This is a genomic window from Pedobacter humicola (genome assembly GCF_056490705.1).
In genome coordinates this window covers 29784-53328 of the sequence record NZ_JBWJIG010000008.1, presented here as the reverse complement: position 1 = coordinate 53328, position 23545 = coordinate 29784, and the positions used below count along the sequence as shown (strand labels likewise).

The window sequence follows — 23545 nt, the reverse complement described above, 5'->3', positions numbered from 1 at the left end:
CTCAAAAATAAAAATGAAAAACTTAAAATATCTATTGTTTACAGCCGCAATTAGTATGATGCTGTTCGCATGTAAGAAAGAAGAAGTTTTAGCGCCTTCTTTTATAGAAGTTCAATATAAGTTACCGCAAGGAAATCACGATTATGATCCCACCCTGGTAGAATTAAATAAAAGATATGGCTCTTTTTTTCTGTACAAATTTAGCATGGTAGATTTTGCGGCAAATCCTGTGTATTCAAATGGTGGTTTTAACGAATCTTATTTAGTTGATATTGCTGATGAAGCTTACGTTGGTAAAGTATTGACATTTATTCAAAAAAATTGGTTAAATTATTATCCTGATGCTTTTTTAAAGGCAAACCTTCCTTTCAAAGTGCTGCTAGGTCAGAATTTAAGGTTTAAGGCATCGCCAACTACAAAATATACGGTATTGTCAAACTTTAATCAAATCACTTTGAGCAACTTTTCTGTTGATTTTGATTTGATGACTGCCGCACAAATGAAAACGTATGTAAACAATTTACATGCGGAGTTTTTTAACTTTATTTTTACCAGAGGCAAACTAGATATTCCTGGCGAATTCACCACTGTAACTAACTATACCACGGCAACAACAACCACTAATTACAATGCTTTGGGTTATGTATCCTTAGTTGTAGCCCTGCAAACCGGCGACCGTTTAAACAAAGATTTTCTTTCTTATATCGCTTTAATTACCTCAAAAACTAAAGCAGAGCTTGATGCAAGCGTACTGAAACCGACAACCGATACTGGTGGACTGATCAAAAAGAAGTACGATATCATCATCAATTATTATAAAACAAAATATAACATTGATTTACAGGCGATCGGAAACGCTGGTGTAATTTAACTGCTTATGAAAACGAAATTATTAAGTCTATTTTTAATATTGCTCTCCTTTTCAGTGTTTTCTGCTACCATTACAGGAAGAAGGGCAGGTGCAAATGAAAAATCTTCAGGTTTTTTCGTAGAGGCTTTTTCTGCAAAGGGTAGGGTACTTTTTAAGTCACTAAAGTTTGATCAAAACGGGAAATTCACCTTGGATTTTCCAACAAATGAAGCGTTGGTTTACTGGATCGATAACTTTCCGGTTTATGTTTTACCAAATCAGAATCTGGATGTTGTTTTACCGGCTCGCCAATCGGGCGCGTTTGTGATCGGCGGACCAGCAGATCAAAAAGCCGCAACTCCCGAAATGGTGCTGGAAAGCAATATTAAAATAAACGGGAAATCCGACATTAACAGCCTTTTGATTAATGAGATCCATGTAACCTGGGCTGATTTAATTAAGGAAAAAAAAGGGGCACTATCTATCCAAGATATCGATCAGCAGTATATAAATGAGATGAAATTGATCAAAAAAACGAAGGAGCCAGGTTTAGTTTCAACTGCGAATTTTTATAACGATATGCGTTATATGGAAGTGAAACTACAATATTTGCGTAGTCATCAGCCCATTAAAGTGGACAAAAGTTTCTTTAATATCATCGGCAAAATCTCATTGAATAACCCTGCTGTAAATTCGTTAAAAGCCATTGGACTGAGATCGCTGATGACCAATTATTATACTTTTTTAAAGGTAAGCCAGGGAGTGGATATAAAAGAAGATGATTTAATTGATAATGGCTCCGTTGGCAAAATGGAACTTTTAATTAAGCAAGTAAGTAACGAACGGTTGATTAATGAACAATTGAGTCAAAATATCATTTACCATCTTTCAATAAGTGGATGGGACGTTCAATTGGATAAAATAATAGTTGCGGCTATTGGAAAAACTACTGATGAAACAGTAAAACAAAACCTGACCGACCTGCGAGAAAAATACAGTAAAGTTTCTAAAAATGCACTGGCACCAGATTTTTCAATCCCTGACGCCACCGGTAAAATGGTAAATCTGAGCGATTTTAAAGGTAAAGTTGTAGCGATAGATGTGTGGGCCACCTGGTGTATACCTTGTATGCATTCTTTGCCATATTTTCTGAAAATCCGCGATCAATATAAAAATAACCCGAATGTGGTGTTTATGTCGATATCTACCGATAATTCGGCATCAAAAACAAAATGGCTTGATTTCTTGAAATCAAAAAATATGAACGGTGTCGATCTACATGCTGGAGATAAAAGTGCATCAGCTTTCGAAAGAGCATATAATATTACAGGTATACCAAGGTATATATTGATTGGTAAAGATGGTAAAATCATAGAAGATCATGCCCCACAGGCATCAGAACCCGCTTACGAAACCTTAATTCAAGCCGCGCTCCAGGCCAAATAGCTATTAGAGAAAGAAATAAAAATCGATACGAAATGAAAAAAATTAGCAGACTACTTCTGGTCTTATTGCTACCGCTTTGCTTAAATGCACAGCAGAAAGCAGGCTTTTCCGCCGCTAAGAAAAAGGATTTATTTATTCATCATCCTCAAAACTGGCATCTGTTGTCGTTCGGAAAAGATAGTGTATTCGGAACTGAAGTAAACAGGGCTTATGCCGAAATTTTAAAAGGAAAAACTGCTAAAAAAGTTGTGGTCGCGGTAATTGATGCAGGTGTAGATATCAGTCATGAAGATTTGAAATCCATTATCTGGACGAATAAAGATGAAATTCCCGGCAATGGTATAGATGATGATCATAATGGTTATATCGATGATGTACACGGCTGGAACTTTTTGGGCAGTGCAGATGGTAAAACCAATATCGAATTTGCCACCAGCGAAGATGACCGTGAATATTTGCGGTTAAGTAAACTTTACGAACATACCGATACCACAAAACTGAAGCTTGCTGATCAGAAATACTTTAACCTGGTAAAACGTAAATCAGCCTTGGCACAATCAAAACGTTCGTTGGATGGTGTGCAGAATTTAGCGGTCAAAATTGATTCTATTGATCGGTATTTTAACAAAACGTTTCCAAATAAGGTTGTTACCATTCAAACCCTATACAACACCAAACCTGAGTTTGAAAAAGATAAGGAATTGATTTTAATGTACGAATTGTTAAAGATGCGTGCGCAGGCCAGTAAGTACAGTCCGGATCTTCCGATAAATGTGCTTTATAAAATTGCGCCATTTATGATAAACAGTGCAGAGAATAATCTTCAATCACAATTCGTATCTTCTTCAATGGATGGCCGTGCAATAGTAATGGCCGGGTTAAAACCCACAGAAAACTGGGGCAATAACCAATTGAGTTTTAAAAATTCTGATCACGGTACCCACGTGGCAGGTGCCATTGCTGCGGTTAGGGGCAACAATATCGGTATGGATGGTATTGCCGACAATGTAGAAATCATGCCCATCCGTGTGGTGGTACCACAGGGTGATGAATATGATGAGGATGTAGCAAGAGCAATCCGCTATGCCGTTGATAATGGCGCCACCGTAATTAACATGAGTTTTGGTAAACGAATTTCTCCAAAAAAGCAGTTGGTAGACGATGCGATTAAATATGCTGAAAAGAAAGATGTGCTCATCGTTCGCGGTGGTGGTAATTTTACCGAAGACACCGATCAATACGTTTTTTATCCTTCGCAATTTTATGCAAATGGCAAAAAAGCAAGCAATGTAATTACCGTTGGGGCAACAAGTCCTTTTGGCGAAATTATGGGCTTTTCTAACTATGGTAAAAAGTCAGTAGATCTTTTTGCGCCAGGTTTTGATGTGTATTCAACGGGAATAAACAATACGTATTCGGGTATGCACGGCACGAGCATGGCATCGCCGGTGGTTTGTGGTGTGGCTACATTACTTCGTTCCTATTATCCTAAATTATCTGCAGCTGAAGTAAAAAGCATTTTAATGCAAACCGTAACCATTGTACCAGAAGAATGGCAGGGAAAGCAAAAATTACAGAACATTTCGGTTTCGGGTGGAATTGTAAATGCATACCAGGCTTTAAAACTGGCCGATCAACACACACAATCAACTAAATAACATGAAAAAAATATTATTGGTAGGTTTATGCTTATTCGCTAAAGCTGCTTTTGCACAGCAGGAACCTGGAGATGTTCAGATAAAATATGCACTGCAACTCTTCGGACAGAACCTGAAAAAACATAATATAAAAGATATTACTTCGGTATTGGATGAAACCTTCCATATTGCCGAATACCGCGACCGTGATTTAACCAACGTATTGCCACAGTTAATCAATCCGGTAATACTGGATACTGTTTACTATGAAAATATCATTAAAAAGAACAATAGGATTTATGCCAGGCAGATAGCCATTCCACATCAAGGGCCAAAAATGACTTCCTGGGTAAGAATGAACAACTATCTGATGTTCGATAGGATTGGTCATTTTGAACAGCTGATGGGCATGTCAGACCCTGTTGGACAGGAACTACAGCCAGCCAAACTGCTTTCTAAAACTGCTATTAAATGGTCCTCATCCTTAATGTTTATAGAAGTGCAGATCAAAGGAAGCAACAAAGTTTATAGCTTTATGTTTGATAGTGGAGCAGGGGCGACTTCTTTAAGTGAAGATGTAGCGGCTAAATTGGTTTTAAAAGTAAACGAGAAAGTAATTGATATTAAAACAGCTGGAAATGGCGGTCAGTTTAAAACCATTGATACATTAAATTTAAGTATAGGCGGATTAAATGTAAAAGGTAAACAAGTTGTGGTAGCAGATTTAAAAGGTCTGCAAAAAGTAATCGGTCGCCCGATGGATGGTATTATAGGTTTTGATTTATTGAAAGATTATCAGGTAAACATTAATTTAGACGATAGCGAAATGAGTATTTATAATTTTGGCTATTTCGAAGGTGACGATAAAACTAGGCTATCCATCAGATTAACCAACAATATTCCCAAAATTGAAGCCACTTTAAAAGTAGATGGACTTAACTATAAAACCCGTATGCTTTTCGATACGGGCGCAGGGGGTGCTATTTCAGGTAATTATTTTCTAAATGCCTATACCAGTGGTTTAACCGATAAGATGAAAAATAAAATGGCATCTGCAGCTATGGATTTAAGTGGTAATGTAAACAGATCGGAGATGGGTACCATTGATGCCATCACTATAGCAGGTGCTACCCTAAACCATCCCGTTATTTCCTTAGATCTTCCAAAAGAACAGCCATCTTTTGGTTTCGACAGGCATGGTTTATTGGGGATGTCGCTTTTGGGTAGGTTTAATTTTAGGTTTAATTATAACCTGGGCTATATTTCCATTTCGCCAAATAAAACCTTTTCTGCACCAATGGTCCCGTTATATGCTTTAGGATTGGGTTTTGTGCAGGATGGGTCAAAATTTATGGTTACACATGTAGATGAGAAAGGTTTGGCCTATAAAGCAGGATTAAGAACCGGCGACGAGCTAATGAGTATTGACCAGATCAATCCTGCCTCAGTTGATCAGATTACGCAGCAATTGCGGCATTTGGCCAAAAATAAAATCGAAATAGAAGTAACCCGAAACCAGCAAAAGAAAAAGATAGAACTGAAAAAGTTCGAAATCTAAAACCATTTTAAAAAACAAAAGGCTTTCTGATCCGATCAGAAAGCCTTATTTCATTTGTGTGTTTGTGTATTATTTGATTGCTGCAATCTCTTTTTCTACCGCAACAGTTTCTACCGCGCTGATATTGGTTTTTAAAGCTGCAAATCTGTCGATGGTTAATTTTTGTGAGTTACCCATTACCAGGGTATGGTTGTCGGTAGAGCCACTTAATTTCAGATCTGCGTTGTCTGCAATTACAGTATACAAACCTTCAGAGCTGGTATTGATTTCGGCATGCGCATTTCCTTTTAAAAAGATCTGAAGATATTTTGTAGTTAATTTTCCTTCAGTTTTAACTACTGCATTTTCTGAAGCTTCAATTCTATAGAAGTCGTTTACATAAACTGTCAATTTTACTTTATCAATACTGGTAGAGGTAATTCTTAAATTATCACCATCCTGCATCACTTTTGCAGTTCCGGTATTGTCGTCGTTATATGAAATGCCGGCAGTACTTCTCTGGATAATAGTTAATTCTACGTTTCCTTTAACAGAAACTCTTTTAAAAGCTGTCAATTTTGAAATGCTTTCGGGATCTTTTTCTGTTGCAGATACACTTGTAGTAAATACTGCGGATGATAAAACGATAGCTGTTAATGTAGTTGCGATTAGGGATTTGATTGAGGTTTTCATAATATTTTTATTTAAAAATTAAATGTTAATTAATTGTTATATAATTGTTTAAGTATTTTTTTGTTTATGTTTTGTAGATAAGACGCCATGAAATGAAAAACGTTGCAAGCGATGTTGCGTTTTTATACAAGCGAGATGTAATACTCGACGAACAGGCTTTAATTCAAGACGAAAACTTGCAACATTTACTTATCAATTGTAAAATATTTTAAGATTCATTATTGGATTATTCTTTTTCATTATCTTTAAAAAGATTTTAGTCTGTTTATTTATGAAGAAAAAGGTTGTACTTGTTCAGGATAATAAAGATATCCTTGATATCATGGACCAGGTATTGGAAGAAGAGGGCTTTGATGTTACCCCATCGTTAACCACCGAACCGATAGACAAGATAGATGAAATTGATCCAGATGTGGTGATTGTGGATGATCACATTAAGGGAAAAGTGAAGGGATCGGAGATAATTAAAGCACTTAAATCCGATCCAGAAACAGAAGATGTATCTGCTGTATTAACTTCAACATCAAATAATCTGCCCCAACAAGCGGAAGACTGCAAAGCCGATGATTATATCGAAAAACCATTTGATATTGATCATATGGTAGAAGTGGTAAAGAAAAATGCTTAGATTTAGTCAACCAAATCGTATTTTTCCAGATACTAATAAAAAACTAAATTTTATGAAGAAAAATGTTTTTTACTTATCCTGTATAGTTGTATTTTTTCTGATCACTTCCTGTAAAAAGAACCCAGAAATTGGAAAATGGAGCGATAATATAAAATTATCTCAAAAAGCGGTAAATTTTAATGCTAACGTTAATTCAGTTGTGGTAACAACCGAATCAACAGGTTGGTGGTTGAGCGGCATTACCTATAACAATGTAAACGTTGATTTAAAAGATATCAACAGAACGGATCAGGGTTTTGTTGTTACCAAGCCTGATTTTCGTGTGGAGCGGAAAGATGGGAATAAAATTATGATTACCATGAATCAGAATACAACTAATTCTGATCGGTTATTAATCATAGGTCTACAAAACGGGGATTATTTTGATGGTGTGAAAATAACACAATCAAAGTAAAATAGACTTTAAACCCCATCAATTCACTAACACTTATTTTTACTTGTTCAATGTTGGCTTAAAGGTATCGGTTTTAACCGTTGCTTTTAGCTCATGTAAAATGGTATACAATCCGAAATTAGTTCTGTTAACATATATAAAGTGTTTTACCCCTCGCGCCTGTTTAAATTCTGGCATTTTAGAGATTTTTTCGCCATAGATATACAACTGCTCAAAAAAATCAGGTTTACTAAAGTCGAACGATTTACTGGTGTAAGGTCTGGCGAACAAACTGATCATTTCCCTGTAAGATTTATGGTAAAATTCGATCTGATCGGGTGTATCGTCTGCATGGATCATATCCAGTTTTCTAAAAGCGTCAATCGTTTTATTTTTATCGTTGATGACATCCGTAGAAATTAAAGCGAAAAACGGATAATAAAAGTCATCAGGCATCTCTTTAATGCAGCCAAAATCAATTACACCTAGGTTTTCGTCAGGGGTAATCATAAAATTTCCAGGATGTGGATCGGCATGTACGGCCCTGAGTTCGTGCTGTTGGAAATTGTAAAAATCCCACAAAGCCTGACCGATTGTATTCCTTAACTCCTGCGAAGGATTGGTTTGTAAAAATTCTTTCAAGTGTAGTCCATCAATCCAATCCATGGTAATAATCCTTTTTCCGGATAATTCGGGATAATATTTAGGGAAAATAACATGTCCGAGGTTTTTACAGGCTTCAGAAAATTCGATGGAGCGTTTAACTTCCAGTTCATAATCTGTTTCTTCCAGCAAACGTTCTTCAACCTCTTTAATGTAAATATTCAATTCCTTTTCCGACATGCCCAATAAGCGGAATGCGAAGGGTTTTACCAGTTTTAAATCAGAAGAAATACTGTCGCCAACGCCTGGATATTGAATTTTAACAGCGAGTTTTTTGCCATTAAGCGTAGCCTGGTGTACCTGCCCAATAGAAGCTGCATTGCTCGATTTTAAGTTAAAACTATCAAAGATATTTTCGGGTGTTTTACCAAAGTTCTTGGTAAATGTGCGTACAATTAAGGGACCGGAAAGGGGCGGAGCGTTATATTGTGACTGGGTAAATTTATCTACATAAGATTTTGGCAGGATATTTTTATCCATGCTCAGCATCTGCGCAATTTTTAGGGCACTGCCCTTTAATTCGCTTAATGACTTGTAAATGTCGGTTGCATTATCTTCGTTCAGTTGCTCACGGTCCATGTCCGGATTAAACAGTTTCTTGGAATAATGTTTAATGTAATTACCCCCAATCTGAATTCCTGTTTTAACAAATTTTGCAGAACGTTCTACCTTGGTTGTTGGAATACTCTTTTGTGTCTTCATCTGGTGTTTAAAACCTCATCTTATCTGCAAACTTTCCATTTCTAGACAAAAACTTGCCGTATTCCAATAAATTATCAATCGGTGAGTGCTGAAAAAGATCGAAAGTAACATTAATGCCTTTTTCTATTGCTTCATCACTTTTCTCGAAACCCTCGCTATCATCGTTGATCCAGAAATTAACGATAAATGCAAACTGGATCCATAAGGCATCTTTATATCTTTTACTTAAAAATCGGCGTTCGGCAAGCTCTCCGCTGTCCAAACCTTCTTCAATAATTTCCTGTGCAAAGTTTTCAAAAATAGGTTTTACACCAGCCAGAACATCAGGAGTCGAAAATTTACCGCGGTGGTTCTTTAGACTGTAAATTACAAAACTGCGTTCGTTTTTCAGATTTTCAAGGTAACTGTAAAAAAAGGAAAGCATTTTTTCTCTGGCTGTATACTGAAGCCAAACTTCCTGTTCTTTTATTTTGTTAATGGTTTCGAAAGTGAGTTCAAACCAAATGGTTTTTTCAATGCTTTCGAAAGAAGAAAAAAACTGATAAAAATCAGCTTCTGTAATTTTAAGTTTCTTTACAAAAACGTAAACCGATTTTGGTTTTTCGTTGTTTGTTAAAACATAATCTAAATATGCTTTTCTGATTTGTTGAGCGGTTGCCATATAGCTGTTTTTTACAATTATAACGTTTAATTTATTTCCTTGTTTTTGCAAGTAGTTTTTTATCGATCATGAAATTGTAATAATAGCTTTCAAAATATTTGAAAGTTGGTTTTTGGCTAATTTATTTAGTTTTTTATCGCATTTAATGTGGATAATTATTTATAATAAAGCTAAAATATTTAGTATTTTTGCTTTTAATTATTCCCTAATAAAGCAGATGATATGGTTCAGCTAAATGATTTTTTATATGGCAAAATGGAATTGCCTGAGGTGTTTTCTGATCTGTTGAAAACTGATGCCTTAAAACGGTTGTCTGGAGTACATCAAAGTGGTGCTATCTTTTTGGTTAATCCAGACATTTGTCATTCGCGCTTAGAACATTCTATTGGGGTTGCTATGTTAATCAGGATGCTGGGAGGTTCTGAACTTGAGCAGATTGCAGGCTTGCTGCATGATATTTCACATACTGCCTTTTCCCATGTGGGCGATTATGTTTTTGATCACACGGATGAAGATTACCATGAAAAGATTTTTGCAGAAGTTTTATGTAAATCTGAAGTGCCCGATGTAATGTTAAAATATGGCTATAATATTAATCAGATCCTATATGGAAAGTTTGATATTTTAGAACAGCCTTTGCCATTACTTTGCGCTGACCGCTTAGATTATACCTTACGCGATGGCATTCATGGTGGTATCATTTCGCGCCAGCGCGCACGAGAATTTTTAACAGCGATTGTGTTAAAGGATGGAAAAATTGCGGTGAATGTAGAAAATGAAGTATCGTGGATTAACGAGGTATTTGAAAAATTGAATAACGAATTGTTTAAACTGCCACTTCACCTTTACGCCAACGGCAAGATGGCCGAGCTGATTAAGAAGTTTTTGAATAAGGGGATTTTGGTTGAAAGCGATATGTTTAAAACCGATACGATGTTACTGAATAAAATCCGGACATCATATGAAGGATATGAAGCCATTAAATCGATCAAACAATTAAAAGGTTTTGCCGAATTTATGCGACACGGTGCAGTACCAAAGATTAAAAAAAGGACTTTAAATGCTTTGTTGGTTTAGGGTTTTGGTTAGGGGAAGCGCTTGGTATCTTGTTTGTACGTGTTTATTAGTCAGTTAATTATCTGGTTGATTTGCCTTGCGTTTAGGGATAGGCATTTGGCGTCAGTTAACCGATTTAAACAATTAACCGATTAACCCAGTTCACAGCTGTCAGTTTTTAATTTCCAGTTAAACCCATTGATTAATGAACCAATAAACGAATTATTAAGTATCTTGTATAAAATATAAAGAAATGTCTGCAATAGAAATTATTTTAATCGGAGTAGTCATCCTATTAATTTTTGGCGGTAAAAAACTACCAGAATTAATGAGGGGAATAGGGAAGAGTGTGAAAGAGTTTAAGGATGCCAAAAATGAGCCACCTGTTAAATAATTGTTGTAAACAAAACTTTCTGTTGAGGGTAATGTTGTAAATAAAATATAGCTCAACATGGAAAATCAAAATCAAAACCAGGCCAAATCAAAATCCGGTTTTACTGAAGAAAATAAAAAAAATCCTGTTAAAGGACAAAATGACTGGAACGATCGTTTAGATGAAAATCTGGAACCGGAAGATCACAACGATAGTGAAGCAGATGAGAAAGCAAAAGATTTCTCAGCAAAATATGGCAGTGGCGATCAGTCCGACCAAAATAGCAAATGAATATTTATAATCTAGCCAATTTTAACAAAATTGGCTTTTTTGTTTCCGTACCTTTATTCGTTCAAATTTATTCCTGTACCAACTTTTTTACACCACACTATCGCTTTATTACATAAAAGCTGGTTTTTATATTAAAAACTGTTAAAATTCCACTAATTGTTTTTTCTTGTGATTTGATAAATGTTATATTGCATACCCAGATTATCCAGATATGTATAACGTTTTCAACTAAACTGATAGGTAATGAACAGGCATTGGTTATTGGTTTTGTTTTTTTTGCTTTTTGCGAAAACCTTATCTTTTGCTCAGAATACATCTAATAAGGGGAAAGATTTTTGGGTTACCTATAGCGGGCACGTCAACGGAACTTCTTCTAAACTAACACTATTCTTATCTGCAGTTAGAGCAACAACATATACCGTTTACATCGGGAATGCAGTTATAGCAAGCGGCAATATTACGGCAAATACATGTTTGCCAGTCATTATAGATCCCAATAGCCGTCCGGTTTATATAGATGGAAGCGATATCATCGAAAGTAACAAAGGTATACATGTTGTTACCGAATCACCCATATCGCTATATAGTGTAATTTCTTTTAATGCAAGAACAGGTGGTACTTTGGTTTTACCAACCAATACGCTTGGAAAAGAATACTATACTTACAGTTATCAAAGCACCAACACAAACGGGAATTATGCCCAATTTACCATTCTGGCTGTAGAAGATGAAACTGAAATAGAGATTACACCTACAAGTGGAAACGAGCAGCATCTTGCCAATATAACTTTTACCATTACACTCAATAAAGGTCAGATATATCAGTTCCAAGCCAGAAATGATCTGTCTGGAAGTCATATCAGATCAACCAAGGGATGTAAAACAATAGCTGTTTTTTCTGGCAATACCTGGGCATCTTTTTGTGAGCAAGGCAGTGACCGTGCAGCAAATGGTGGAGACAATCTGTATCAACAGTTGTTTCCTGTTACGGCTTGGGGACGGAATTTTGTTACTGCACCTTTTTACAATACGATTCATGGCAATACTGATATTATCAGGGTAATTGTTTCAGAAGATAATACTGTTTTAACGGTAAACGGAAGTACTAACAACGCCAATGGAACTTCGCTTAGCAATCCTTATCGTAAAGGATCGGTTGTGACTTTTTTTTCTACTTCTGCAAATGTAATTTCAGGTTCAAATCCAATTTCGGTTGCACAATATCAAACCTCTCAAACCTGTAACTTAAACAACCGTGCCCAGGTAAATCAAAATGTCCATGATCCCTATGAAGGCGATCCTGAAATAACCGTATTAAATCCGGTAGAGCAAACCCTGAGTAATATAACCGTATATTCTAAACTGAAGAATGTTCCTACCAATATTGTGAAATTCTTTATAAATATAATTATTAAAACTGCCGATATACCTTCGTTCCGCTTGGATGGTAATCCTGTTTCAGGTTTTGTAAATATTGATGCAGAATATAGTTATGCCATTATAGATGTGACTTCAGCTCCACAAGATCAGCACCAGTTAACAGCTGCGGGAGGATTTTCGGCCATTGCATATGGTTATGGCTATGTAGAATCGTATGCTTATTTAGCGGGTGCAAATATCCAGAATTTCATTTTTCAACCACTAAACGAAGCAACAGGCAAGAATGTAACCAGTGGTTGTTTGGGGGAAATAATCAAACTTAAAATTAACCTGCCTTATCAGGCAACCGAATTAATATGGAATGTAAATAATGGTGATGGTGTAATTACGGAGACCGCACCCCATTCCTCTGATACTTTTACCGAAAATGGCATTGTTTATTATACTTATTTTTATCCTAACGAAATTAAGTATAATACTCCGGGTGATTACCAGTTTAAAGTGATTGCCACCAAACCTACTGCTGATGACTGTGGTAATACGGAAGAGTTGATAGCTGATTTTACGGTTGATAATCAACCTACCGCTGATCCTGATGCGCCGGCTACCGGTTGCCAATCTGTCGGGACTCAATTTACAGATAAAAGTAAATCCAATTCAGATACAAGAAGTATTGCAAGCTGGTTATGGGATTTTGGAGATGGGGAAACTTCTACAGAACAGAATCCAGTTCATATTTTTAAAAAGGCAGGGCTTTTCAATGTAATTTTAACGGCAACAACCGATTCTAAATGTTCGGATACACATGTACCGGTTTCCATTCTTATTAATCCCCAACCGCTATCTGATTTTGATGTACGTGCATTGTGTAAGGGAGAACCGATCAAAATAACTGAAAAATCAAAGATAGAAAGCCCAGGGAAGATTGTGAAATGGACCTGGAATTTTGGCGATGGTTCTGCTGATGATACCAATCAAGTCCCTGTACATCAGTATGCGGATCTTGGTTCTTATGTTATTACCTTAACCACCGAAAGTGACAAGGGCTGTGTAAGTGTTGTGAAAACTAAAACAGTAACCGTTGTTGACCCGAGACCGGCAGAATTTGAATTACCAGATTTTTGTTTAGCTGATGGGATTGCTAAGTTTAAAAATATCTCTAAAAATCCTGATGGTACCATAACAGGTTTAACCCCACAATGGACGTATGCTGATAACAATGGCAATGTATTAGCCAGTTCTGTAGGATTTGAGGGTGCTTTTCAGCCTATTCATACGGGAGATTATATCATAACGCTTACCCTGACCAACCAAGATGGATGTGTGGTGCAAACCGCTAAAAGATTTACGGTTAATGGTGATGTTAGGGAAGCTAATTTTGATATTGTAAATAACCGTAGTTGTGTTAGTGACGACATTCTTATCAAAAATACATCTACTGTATTTAGCGGCAAGATTACCAAAATTGAAATTTATAGAGACAATGATCGTGAAAGCACCATCTATAAAACCATTAACTATCCCGATGATAGTGATATTGTTTTGACATATAATACATTCGGGGGGACTGTTGACCGTAAGTTTAATATCAAGCTCGTTGCTTATTCAGGGGAGAGCTGTTCGAAATTTGTGATTAAAGAACTTACTTTAAAGCCAATTCCACAATTGATATTTAATGATATGCCAGCGGTTTGCGAAGCAGATGGAACCGTACTGATTACCCAGGCAAGGCAGAAAGCCGGAGAAGAAATGGCCGGAACTGGTGTATACAGTGGTGATGGCATTAGAGAAGACGGTGCTTTTAACCCTAAAATTGCCGGAGTAGGTTTTCACGAAATCACCTATACCTATTCTGGCAATAATGGTTGCCCAATATCGGTTACCAAAAGCATAGAAGTGTACAAATCGCCAATAGTCGACGCAGGCTCATCGATTTATATCTTGGCAGGTGGACAGATCCAAATCCAGGCTACCGCGGAGGGTACAAATTTAAAATATGCATGGTCGCCTGCCACAGGTCTGAACAGAACAGATGTGTTAAACCCAATTGCCTCTCCCGAAAAAGATACAGAATATACAGTTACTGCAACTACACAGCCAGATGGATGTACAACAACATCAAAAGTATTGATCAAGGTTTTACAATCTTTAAATCCGCCAAATGCTTTTACACCAAATGGAGACAATGTAAACGATACCTGGATCATTAAGTATTTAGAATCTTACCCAAATGCCACGGTAGAAATTTTTAACAGAAACGGAAACAAAGTGTTTTTCAGCAACGGATACAAGATCCCTTTCGATGGAAACTACCAGAATGAGCCTCTTCCCGTAGGCGTTTACTATTACATTATTAATCCACGGAATGGGCGAAAAACAATAACAGGACCTCTCACCATAATTAGATAAAATTGAAAAAATTCATCATCATATTTGCGCTTTGTATATCATTTAAAGGTTTTGCGCAACAAAAGCCGCAGTATACCCAATACATTTTTAACCAGTATCTGTTAAATCCGGCACTCTCTGGAATTGAAAATTATTTGGATTTTAAGGCGGGTTACCGGAAACAATGGTCGGGCATTAACGATGCGCCGCAAACTTCTTTTGTATCGGCTCATTGGGCCTTGGGCGACAAGCAGTTGTGGAGCAATGCTTTAACATCTTTTCCTGAGCAAACAGGAAATCCGATGGACCGGAATTTTATGCAAAACTACATGTCGTCGCCATCACATCATGGAATGGGGGTAACCGCTGTGCTGGATAAAACCGGCCCGATAAAAAGATTGGATGCAAATATTACTTATGCTTATCACTTACAGTTGAGTAATGATTTTAATTTATCTGCTGGTGTTGCAGCAGGGATTTCGAGTATTTCGTTAGATGTGAATGCACTTTCTTTTGATACGCCAATAGATCCGGTAATGAATAGAGCACTTATTAATCAGATAAAACCCGATTTAAGCATTGGTTTATGGTTATATGGCGCAAGGTTGTTTGCTGGTTTGGCTGTACAGCAGATTTTACCGCAAAAATTGAGCTTTTCCGGAGATAACAATTATAATTTAGGTAAAGAAGCACCACATTATTTTGCCACAGCCGGATATAAGTTTTTTGTGGACGACGAAATCTCAGCAATACCCTCGGTGATGGTGAAGTATGTATCACCTGCACCGGTATCTGTTGATTTAAATCTGAAACTGGCTTTTAAGGATAAAATCTGGTTGGGGGGAAGCTATCGTAAAGATGATTCCTTTGCCGCAATGGCGGGGTTTAATATCGGTAAGATGGTCAATTTAACCTATTCTTACGATTTTACCACTTCTGAATTGAATCAGGTGAGTAACGGCAGTCACGAAATTGTGTTGGGGCTTTTGCTTAATAATATCTACAAGGTACCGTCGTATATTAGAATGTGGTAACTCAGTTGGCAGTTGGTAGTTTTCAGTTGGCAGTTTGGAATTGGAAATTGCAGTGAAATGAAAACCAATTACTGAATACTGCCAACTGAACTAAAGTTCTTTTCTCAACCTGGCAACCGGGATATTCATTTGCTCACGGTATTTGGCAACTGTTCTTCGGGCAATGTTATAACCTCTTTCCTTTAAAATTTCGGTCAGTTTTTCATCTGCCAAAGGTTTGCGTTTGTCTTCATTACCGATGCAGTCTTCTAATATTTTCTTCACTTCCTTATTTGAAACTTCCTCACCGTTTTCTGTTTGTATCGCTTCCGAGAAGAAAGATTTTAATAAGAAAGTACCAAATTCAGTCTGTACATATTTAGAATTCGCCACCCTCGATACGGTAGAAATATCCATATCAATTTTATCCGCAATATCTTTTAAGATCATCGGGCGCATTTTACGCTCATCAGCCGTTAAAAAATATTCGTATTGATAGTGCATAATGGCATTCATCGTTTTCAACAAAGTTTGTTGTCTTTGTTTGATGGCATCGATAAACCACCTGGCCGAATCCAACTTCTGTTTCACAAACTGAACGGCTTCTTTCAGTTTTTTATCTTTCGATGAAGCTTTGTCATAATGCTCGAACATTTCCTGGTACGAACGGCTTACCTTTAGTTCAGGCGCATTTTTAGAGTTTAAGGTTAAAATCAGAATGCCATCATTATTGCTGATGTGAAAATCAGGGATAATCTGCATTTGTTTGGTGGTAACCTGGTTGGCATCACCCGGCTTAGGGTTTAAACGCAAAATTTCGTTAACAACCTCCTTCAGTTCTTCGCTATCTAAACCTAAACTTTTTTCTAATTTATCGTAATGTTTGCGTGTAAACTCATCGAGGTAGTTTTCTACCACATTCATGGCTTTCACAATGATAGGATTGCCAGGATCTTTTCTTTTTAACTGGATCAATAAACATTCTTTCAGATCCCTTGCACCAATCCCTGGAGGATCAAAACTCTGGATCAGTTTTAACATCTCCAGTACATCCTCTTCTTCAACCATCACATTTTGAGAGAAGGCAAGGTCATCAATCATCGAACCCAGTGGGCGGCGTAAATAACCATCGTCGTCTAAGCTGCCGATAATCTGTTTACCGATGATAAAATCCTGATCGGATAGGGGGATAAGGTCTAATTGTTCCTGTAAACTTTCGAAAAAGGTACTTTCGATGGCGATAGGGGTTTCTTTTTTCTCCTCATCGTCATCGCCGTTATTGTAGTTGGTGCTATAGTCGTTGGCAGCGTCGTCCTGCAGATAGTCATCCACATTAAACTCATCCATGCCCGTGTCTTCTGATGATTTTTCGTAATCCTCTGGTCCGTCGTTCAAATCATCATATTCGCTTTTTGGCTCATCCTGAGTCATTAAACTTGGATCTTCAAGCGCTGGATTTTCTTCCAGTTCTTCTTTTACCCGGGTATCTAAAGCAACGGTTGGCACCTGCAACAGTTTGATAAACTGTATTTGTTGAGGTGATAACTTTTGTAATAATTTTTGTTGTAAGTGTTGCTTTAGCATATTAAATATAAAAGAATGGGGCAAAAATAAACAATAGATTTCAGATATTATGCTGATTTGACCTAAATGCTATCGATATGTGTGGTTTTAAAATTATTTCCTAAACATTTGTATTGAGTTTAATGTTTGCTACTTTAGTAAATAAAAAAACTAAAACTGAATAAAATATGGGCTTTGTAAAAGAATTTAAGGATTTTGCGGTTAAGGGAAACGTACTTGACCTGGCTGTTGGTGTAATCATTGGCGCTGCATTCGGAAAAATTGTTAGCTCTTTGGTTGAAGATATTATTACACCAGCGGTTTTGGGGCCGGCACTAAAAGCGGCGGGTTTAGAAGATTTAAGTAAACTTACCATTGCGGGTACCGCTATTAAGTATGGTAATTTCCTTTCGCAGGTCATATCATTTATTATCGTTGCATTGGTTCTTTTCCTTATTATTAAAGCGGCCAACAACCTGAAGAAAAAAGAAGCCGCTGCTCCGGCAGCAGCACCCGTACCAACAAAAGAAGAGGTACTTTTAACCGAAATCAGAGATTTGTTAAAAGCTAAAGCATAATATAAAAAAAGCCGTCCGGATGTCAATCTGAACGGCTTTTGAATTTAATAGCTTCTTTTTACCGTAGGATCTGTGATAATGATATAATCACCAAGGTTTTTAAACTTCTCCCAATGGGGCTGAGCAAAATTTTCATCAGAAAAGGATGAAATGTTCAGAATTTTTAGTTTTGGATTCAATTTTGCCAGTTTCGACAGCGTACCCAGTTTTTCGTCACTATGAAAACGACCGTTGAGCTGTAAAACCTTTACACCCTTATTTGCTTTTACAAACTTATTGATAGCCCATGCCATAGTTGCATCCCATAAGTTTTGGGTTTGATAAATCTGCATCGATCCCATGGTATGGCCGCCTAAAGTTTCTGTGAATTTTTCATAATACCTGCCCTGGGTAGTATCAACAGGCAAGGGCGGCAAAAAATTAAATGATGTTTTGGGGAATTTTTCCAATACCTTCAGTCCGCCCATGGTTACCGCATTACTGTAACGTGTGGCCGCGTTGGACGCAACTATTTTAAGTTGATGCTGTTTCGCATACTCTACTAAAGGCCTGTAGTCTTTGTAATTCCCCCAGGCCCTTCCTTCTTTAATAAAGTTCTTTTCCGAAATTAATCCTGCTAAGTATTCATCTACCTGGGGCTGTATATCGGTATGAAACATTTCGAAAGACAGTGCAGTTTTTTGTGGGTATCGCGTGCTAAGTTTTTTAAATAGCTCTGCTTCTAAATAGTGCCCGATGGAATCATTATGGTCTTCGCCAAAAAACAGCACATCGTTTCCATTCATTTCAGTAATAATATCATCTATCGAAATGTTTTTCTGTTTTTTTACATCATAGATCTTATAATGGCTACTCATTTCCTGTGCATATAAGCCAGTAGAAATCGTAAAAACAAATATTAATAGGGAAAATTTCATGCCCTCAAAATAACAAAATAATTTTCACCGATAAAATAAGGGCACTTACCGCTTTTTACCGAGTTTTTGCATGCTACCTCTGTTATGAACGGGTGCTTAACCATACTTTTGGATTATTAATATGAACACACATGGAAAATCTAAATAATAACGGTAACAACCAGCTTAAAAACTCAGGAAGGGTTTGGAGCGGTTTCCTCATAGTCATCATCGGATTTGCATTTCTATTGAACAATATGGGACTAAATATTCCGAGATGGATATTCAGTTGGTCTAATTTTTTAATCGTACTTGGTGTATTTATCGGTGTCCGTCGTAACTTTAAGGGAGTAGCCTGGTTGATCCTGATTTTGATCGGCGTTTACAATACATTAAATGATATACCTGGATTGGATATAGATTTGTCTAAATATGCTTTAGGGTTGGGTTTGGTCATTGTGGGCGGTTTTTTAATCTTCAGACCAAAAGATACCGGGTTTTTAGGAAAGAGACGGAAGAATAAAGATAAAAACAAAGCTGATTTTGATTTTGGGACAGCTACCAACGATAAAACCGCAAATAATAACGATATTATTGATGTAATGGCTGTTTTTGGAGGCAGTAACCAGACCGTTTACTCTAAAAACTTTCAGGGTGGTGATATTACCGCTGTATTTGGTGGAGCTGATATCGTAATGACCCAGGCCGATTTCCCTGAAACGGTATCGCTTGATGTAACAGCGGTTTTTGGTGGGATTAAATTGATTGTACCACAAAATTGGGCCATCAAATCGAATGTAACTGCCCTATTTGGGAGTGTAGAAGACAAAAGATCGCATTTAACGCCAGTGGCAGAAATGACAAAGACATTAATTTTAGATGGGACGGCTTTGTTTGGGGGGATAGAGATAAAAAGTTTCTAAACATTTATTAAAAAACATCGCCTATGAAATGGTTTGCAGTAAATTGTATCTATCAGGTAATTTGTGGTGAGGGGAAGCATGCACCCCAGTTTAATGAGCAAACGCGTTTAATACTGGCAGAAGGTATAACGCAGGCCTTAGATAAAGCCAATTTGAATGCCGTACATTTTAATCCGTCTTTTAACAATTGCCAGGGAGATAAAGTAGTATGGAAATTTATAGGTGTAGGTGGAATATCGGAGGTTGCAGAACTCGCCGATGGTGTAGAAATAAGTTCCAAAATTGTTGAGCCCAAATCGGTTGATCAATATCTGGAAAAACTAAAACACCGCAATAAATCATTAACTAATCAAAACCATTTTGACAACTAGACCTTTATCCGTTCCACAAATACAGAAAATATCCCTTTCCATTGCCATCGTATGGACTGTATTGTGCGCTGTAGGATTGCATTATGTGGTGAATTTTTCCTGGTGGATATCGGTAACAGATAGCTTTATCAATAATTTTTTACTCGCACTGGCCTGTATTGGGATCAGCAATATGTTGGGTTATTATCAGCCTAAAAACGAGCGGATACTTTACGTGCTCATTATTACGCTTGCGCTCACATTTGTAATCATTTTCGCTGCAAAATATGCTGTACTTTATATCTTTGCCGATTATAAAGAGTATAAAGATTTCTATAATTTCTCTTTTGCTTTCCGTGGGTTGATTTCTTTTATGTGTTTGGCCTGGTGTGCTTTGGCCAATATTCTCTGGTATAGATTGGAAGAACAATCGGAAACGCACGAAAGGCTTTCTGCTGTTAAAAATCTGGCTAAAGAAGCAGAATTGAATAAACTGAGACATCAATTACAACCACATTTTCTTTTTAACAGTTTAAACTCTGTGTTTGCATTAACCATGGTTAACCCAAAAGAAGCAGGGGTAATGATTATGAAATTAGCTTCATTTCTTCGTGGAACCTTAAAACGTGATGACGAATTATGGGTTTCGGTAGAGGAGGAAATGGAGTATATCCAATTGTATCTTGATATCGAAAAGGTAAGGTTTAGCCATCGGTTAAATATCGAAGTTAATGTGGCGGAAGATACGTTAAATCTTTGTTTACCAGGTACCTTATTACAGCCCATAGTAGAAAACGCCATTAAATTCGGACTTTATAATACCTCGGCAGGGATTACCATTAAGGTAGATGTTACTGTAGAGCATAACATTTTGCAGCTCCGTGTACAAAATCCTTTTGATCCGGAAATGAAAGCCGCCGGGGGAACCGGATTTGGTTTAAGTGCTATTAAACGTAGGTTATATCTGTTATTTGCGAATACTCATCTGTTACAAACCGATATTGAGGCAAATAATTTATATATTACCACCCTAAAAATTCCACAAAAAAATGATCAGAACAATACTAATTGACGATGAGCCTTTAGCAAGAGATATTGTAAAATATTACCTTTCAGATCATGCAGAAATAGAAATTGTAGCCGAATGTGGTGATGGCTTTGAAGGCTTAAAAGCAATTACCTTACATAAACCTGATTTAATCTTTCTGGATATCCAGATGCCAAAAATAAGCGGTTTCGAAATGCTCGAACTCGTTGAAGATAAACCTGCGGTAATTTTTACAACCGCTTTTGATGAGTATGCCATTAAAGCTTTTGAGGTGAATGCAGTAGATTACCTGCTTAAGCCGATCGATAAATCACGATTTGATGCGGCCATTAAAAAACTGCCCAACAAATTAAACCAGCCGGAAAATACCGAAGCTGTTTTGGATGCAGCGGCTTTAAGCCCGGCACAGAACAATAGGGTAGTGGTGAAGAAAGATGGTGTAATCAAAATTATTCCGGTTGCGGATATCAACTATTTAGAGGCTGATGATGATTATGTGAAATTAAGTACAATTGATGGTGCTTTCTATAAAAATAAAACCATGGGCTATTTCGAGCAAACGCTCGATGCCAGTCAGTTTATCCGTATACACCGGTCTTATATCATTAATCTGGCCCAGGTGACCAAAATTGAGCTCAAAGAGAAGGATAGTTATGTGGTGCTGTTAAAATCTGATATCTGGTTACCGGTAAGCAAAACGGGTTATGTGAAGTTAAAAGCGGCGTTGGGATTGTAAAAGTTTACGAATTAATCAGAAATCAATAAATAGATAAAATCTATTATCGTATTCTATTATACTGTGCCATTTTTGGGGTTTTTCTTTTCCCATTTGGTATTTTAAATACAATGGTAAGCCTAAAATATGAAACAGATGGTGGAAGTGATTGTATTTCTAAAATAAGTGGAGATAACCTTTGCCAATCAATTTTGCTAATGGAAATTCTTTCTGTAATATCTTGTTTGTTAGTGTTAGCGCTTTTGGTTTTTAAACGGAAGATCGTAAAATTACGATAACTAATTCTATCGGTTAATATCTCACCGAACGAAATAAAAATCTTTTTTTGGAAAGCAATTGCGTGCTAAAATTATTGTTAGCCCTGCTTTCCATTACTCCCGAAGAAGAATCGGGATCATTTCACTCAGGTTTATTTTATTGCTGTGGTTGCTGCTATTTGGGGCAGCTCCCTTCTACCGTTTCATTTCCATTCGTGTAGGTATCCTGCTCGTCCCATCGGGACGGATCGTGGGTAGAAAAAAAATATTTATATTTTCGTTCCGTAGGAACGTTTGATGAACAGCAACAAATTAAGCAAACAGTCAATTATAAATATGCCATTAGTCGAGTTTTTCAAAAGATTTTCTACATTTGCATTAAATAGAACAAAATAATAATTAATCACTCTTGCATTTGTAGAGAAATCACTTTATATTTGCACCTCTTAAATTTTACAATAGATAATATACAGTCATGAAAAGAACATACCAACCTTCGCAAAGAAAGAGAAGAAACAAACACGGCTTCCGCGAAAGAATGGCAACAGCTAACGGCAGACGAGTATTAGCATCACGTCGTGCTAAAGGAAGAAAAAGATTAACAGTTTCTGACGAACGCAAGCATAAAGCATAATTTTTGATTGCTTTTCCGTTCATTCGGAATTGGCAGATCAAAATCTGCAGTTATCAATCAAAAATATATGTACACATTCAGGAAAGAAGAACGGTTATGCAGCAGGAAATATTTAGACCTGTTGTTTAAAAACGGTTCTTCTTTTTTATTATACCCATTCCGGGTGTCCTATCTTTTCGTCGATCAAGCAGCTGATGTGCAGGCACAGGTGGTGATCAACGTTCCTAAAAAGAGATATAAGCGGGCAGTAGATCGAAATTTGCTCAAACGTCGCATACGCGAAGCTTATCGACTAAACAAACAAGACAAATTATATATTCCATTGCCAACCGATAAAGGATTACTTTTGTTTTCCATTCAGTTTGTAGGTAAGGAAAAATATGAATTTGCTTTTATCGAGAAAAAGCTGATTGCAACCTTTAAACGCTTTCAGAATTTAATCCAGCCCAATGAAATTCATTAATAAAATTTTCGGGTGGTTCTTTTTAGGACTTATTAAAGTATATCAATATGCCATTTCTCCTATGTTGGGTGCAAACTGCCGGTTCACACCAACATGCTCTCAGTATGGAATAGAGGCCATCAACAAACATGGCCCATTTAAAGGTGGTTGGTTGGCGCTGAAACGCATTGGCCGCTGTCATCCATGGGGAAAACATGGGCACGATCCGGTTCCTTAAAGGAATTCATTAGTTTATTTGCCATTGGTTCATTGGGTTTAATCGGTTAACTGAGGTCAAACCTCTATCTTCAACCCAAGGCTGACTAATCCGTTAATTTGGCGCCAAAAGCTCACCGCCAAGCGCTAC

At 37.0% G+C, this 23545-nt stretch carries 24 protein-coding genes; 19 read left to right on the top strand and 5 right to left on the bottom strand.

Annotated elements, in window-relative coordinates; translation table 11 throughout:
- Nucleotides 1-13 precede the first annotated feature (13 nt).
- Genes AC04Q1_RS14030 through AC04Q1_RS14015 form a run of 4 tightly spaced genes read left to right on the top strand, consistent with a single transcriptional unit; the run spans nucleotide 14 to nucleotide 5491 of the window.
- Complete coding sequence (locus AC04Q1_RS14030) at nucleotides 14-871, top strand: putative zinc-binding metallopeptidase (RefSeq protein ID WP_478365213.1); 858 nt, start codon at nucleotides 14-16, stop codon at nucleotides 869-871.
- Between the two features lie 6 nt (nucleotides 872-877).
- Nucleotides 878-2296 (top strand): TlpA family protein disulfide reductase, encoded by a 1419-nt coding sequence (locus AC04Q1_RS14025; RefSeq protein ID WP_478365212.1) that lies wholly within the window; start codon nucleotides 878-880, stop codon nucleotides 2294-2296.
- Nucleotides 2297-2328: 32 nt separating this feature from the next.
- Nucleotides 2329-3954: a S8 family serine peptidase gene (locus tag AC04Q1_RS14020; protein ID WP_478365211.1), complete on the top strand. Its 1626-nt coding sequence runs from the start codon at nucleotides 2329-2331 to the stop codon at nucleotides 3952-3954.
- A gap of 1 nt (nucleotide 3955) precedes the next feature.
- A complete protein-coding gene (locus tag AC04Q1_RS14015) occupies nucleotides 3956-5491 on the top strand; it encodes an aspartyl protease family protein (RefSeq protein WP_478365210.1) in 1536 nt (511 codons plus the stop codon).
- Nucleotides 5492-5560: 69 nt separating this feature from the next.
- Here the strand turns inward: AC04Q1_RS14015 and AC04Q1_RS14010 are convergent, their stop codons facing one another.
- Entirely contained in the window at nucleotides 5561-6163 is a 603-nt protein-coding gene (locus AC04Q1_RS14010; protein ID WP_478365209.1) for a GIN domain-containing protein, read from the bottom strand.
- A gap of 271 nt (nucleotides 6164-6434) precedes the next feature.
- Between AC04Q1_RS14010 and AC04Q1_RS14005 the strand changes: the two genes are divergently transcribed.
- Both AC04Q1_RS14005 and AC04Q1_RS14000 read left to right on the top strand, forming a co-directional pair.
- The gene (locus tag AC04Q1_RS14005) at nucleotides 6435-6791 is read left to right on the top strand and encodes a response regulator (RefSeq protein WP_478365208.1); all 357 of its coding nucleotides are present in this window, start codon (nucleotides 6435-6437) and stop codon (nucleotides 6789-6791) included.
- Nucleotides 6792-6843: 52 nt separating this feature from the next.
- A complete protein-coding gene (locus AC04Q1_RS14000) occupies nucleotides 6844-7245 on the top strand; it encodes a hypothetical protein (RefSeq protein WP_478365207.1) in 402 nt (133 codons plus the stop codon).
- 39 nt (nucleotides 7246-7284) lie between these two features.
- On the opposite strand, the gene AC04Q1_RS13995 is transcribed toward AC04Q1_RS14000, so the two are convergent.
- The gene (locus tag AC04Q1_RS13995; RefSeq protein WP_478365206.1) at nucleotides 7285-8589 is read right to left on the bottom strand and encodes an ABC1 kinase family protein; all 1305 of its coding nucleotides are present in this window, start codon (nucleotides 8587-8589) and stop codon (nucleotides 7285-7287) included.
- Nucleotides 8590-8596: 7 nt separating this feature from the next.
- Entirely contained in the window at nucleotides 8597-9250 is a 654-nt protein-coding gene (locus tag AC04Q1_RS13990; RefSeq protein WP_478365205.1) for a TetR family transcriptional regulator C-terminal domain-containing protein, read from the bottom strand.
- A 222-nt stretch (nucleotides 9251-9472) separates the two neighbouring features.
- Between AC04Q1_RS13990 and AC04Q1_RS13985 the strand changes: the two genes are divergently transcribed.
- The 5 genes from AC04Q1_RS13985 to AC04Q1_RS13965 all read left to right on the top strand — a co-directional run bounded on the left by AC04Q1_RS13985 (nucleotide 9473) and on the right by AC04Q1_RS13965 (nucleotide 15772).
- Nucleotides 9473-10327, top strand: a complete 855-nt coding sequence (locus AC04Q1_RS13985; RefSeq protein ID WP_478365204.1) for an HD domain-containing protein — start codon at nucleotides 9473-9475, stop codon at nucleotides 10325-10327.
- Between the two features lie 232 nt (nucleotides 10328-10559).
- Nucleotides 10560-10700 carry a Sec-independent protein translocase subunit TatA/TatB gene (locus AC04Q1_RS13980; RefSeq protein ID WP_084153034.1) on the top strand — a complete coding sequence of 47 codons (141 nt, stop codon included), beginning with the start codon at nucleotides 10560-10562 and terminating at the stop codon, nucleotides 10698-10700.
- A gap of 57 nt (nucleotides 10701-10757) precedes the next feature.
- Nucleotides 10758-10970: a hypothetical protein gene (locus AC04Q1_RS13975; RefSeq protein ID WP_478365203.1), complete on the top strand. Its 213-nt coding sequence runs from the start codon at nucleotides 10758-10760 to the stop codon at nucleotides 10968-10970.
- Between the two features lie 243 nt (nucleotides 10971-11213).
- Nucleotides 11214-14759: a PKD domain-containing protein gene (locus tag AC04Q1_RS13970; RefSeq protein WP_478365202.1), complete on the top strand. Its 3546-nt coding sequence runs from the start codon at nucleotides 11214-11216 to the stop codon at nucleotides 14757-14759.
- 2 nt (nucleotides 14760-14761) lie between these two features.
- On the top strand, nucleotides 14762-15772 hold the full coding sequence (locus AC04Q1_RS13965; RefSeq protein WP_478365201.1) for a PorP/SprF family type IX secretion system membrane protein: 1011 nt from the start codon (nucleotides 14762-14764) through the stop codon (nucleotides 15770-15772).
- Between the two features lie 90 nt (nucleotides 15773-15862).
- Here AC04Q1_RS13965 and rpoN read toward each other — a convergent pair whose 3' ends face one another.
- A complete protein-coding gene (rpoN, locus tag AC04Q1_RS13960; protein ID WP_478365200.1) occupies nucleotides 15863-17335 on the bottom strand; it encodes an RNA polymerase factor sigma-54 in 1473 nt (490 codons plus the stop codon).
- A 167-nt stretch (nucleotides 17336-17502) separates the two neighbouring features.
- Here rpoN and mscL point away from each other — a divergent pair, with 167 nt between their 5' ends.
- The gene (mscL, locus tag AC04Q1_RS13955; RefSeq protein ID WP_478365199.1) at nucleotides 17503-17892 is read left to right on the top strand and encodes a large-conductance mechanosensitive channel protein MscL; all 390 of its coding nucleotides are present in this window, start codon (nucleotides 17503-17505) and stop codon (nucleotides 17890-17892) included.
- A gap of 44 nt (nucleotides 17893-17936) precedes the next feature.
- Here the strand turns inward: mscL and AC04Q1_RS13950 are convergent, their stop codons facing one another.
- A complete protein-coding gene (locus tag AC04Q1_RS13950) occupies nucleotides 17937-18809 on the bottom strand; it encodes a ChaN family lipoprotein (RefSeq protein ID WP_478365198.1) in 873 nt (290 codons plus the stop codon).
- Between the two features lie 131 nt (nucleotides 18810-18940).
- Between AC04Q1_RS13950 and AC04Q1_RS13945 the strand changes: the two genes are divergently transcribed.
- From AC04Q1_RS13945 to yidD, 7 genes are all read left to right on the top strand, one after another.
- Entirely contained in the window at nucleotides 18941-19711 is a 771-nt protein-coding gene (locus AC04Q1_RS13945) for a LiaF transmembrane domain-containing protein (RefSeq protein WP_478365197.1), read from the top strand.
- 23 nt (nucleotides 19712-19734) lie between these two features.
- The gene (locus tag AC04Q1_RS13940; RefSeq protein ID WP_478365196.1) at nucleotides 19735-20082 is read left to right on the top strand and encodes a DUF4288 domain-containing protein; all 348 of its coding nucleotides are present in this window, start codon (nucleotides 19735-19737) and stop codon (nucleotides 20080-20082) included.
- On the top strand, nucleotides 20072-21133 hold the full coding sequence (locus AC04Q1_RS13935; protein ID WP_478365195.1) for a sensor histidine kinase: 1062 nt from the start codon (nucleotides 20072-20074) through the stop codon (nucleotides 21131-21133). Before AC04Q1_RS13940 ends, AC04Q1_RS13935 begins: the two co-directional genes overlap by 11 nt.
- The gene (locus tag AC04Q1_RS13930; protein WP_478365194.1) at nucleotides 21111-21845 is read left to right on the top strand and encodes a LytR/AlgR family response regulator transcription factor; all 735 of its coding nucleotides are present in this window, start codon (nucleotides 21111-21113) and stop codon (nucleotides 21843-21845) included. The genes AC04Q1_RS13935 and AC04Q1_RS13930 overlap by 23 nt, the downstream gene beginning before the upstream one ends.
- Before the next feature lie 732 nt (nucleotides 21846-22577).
- The gene (gene rpmH, locus AC04Q1_RS13925; protein WP_010601723.1) at nucleotides 22578-22736 is read left to right on the top strand and encodes a 50S ribosomal protein L34; all 159 of its coding nucleotides are present in this window, start codon (nucleotides 22578-22580) and stop codon (nucleotides 22734-22736) included.
- Between the two features lie 67 nt (nucleotides 22737-22803).
- Nucleotides 22804-23199, top strand: a complete 396-nt coding sequence (locus AC04Q1_RS13920) for a ribonuclease P protein component (protein ID WP_478365193.1) — start codon at nucleotides 22804-22806, stop codon at nucleotides 23197-23199.
- Complete coding sequence (yidD, locus tag AC04Q1_RS13915) at nucleotides 23186-23416, top strand: membrane protein insertion efficiency factor YidD (RefSeq protein ID WP_478365192.1); 231 nt, start codon at nucleotides 23186-23188, stop codon at nucleotides 23414-23416. Before AC04Q1_RS13920 ends, yidD begins: the two co-directional genes overlap by 14 nt.
- The last annotated feature ends 129 nt before the right edge of the window (nucleotides 23417-23545 follow it).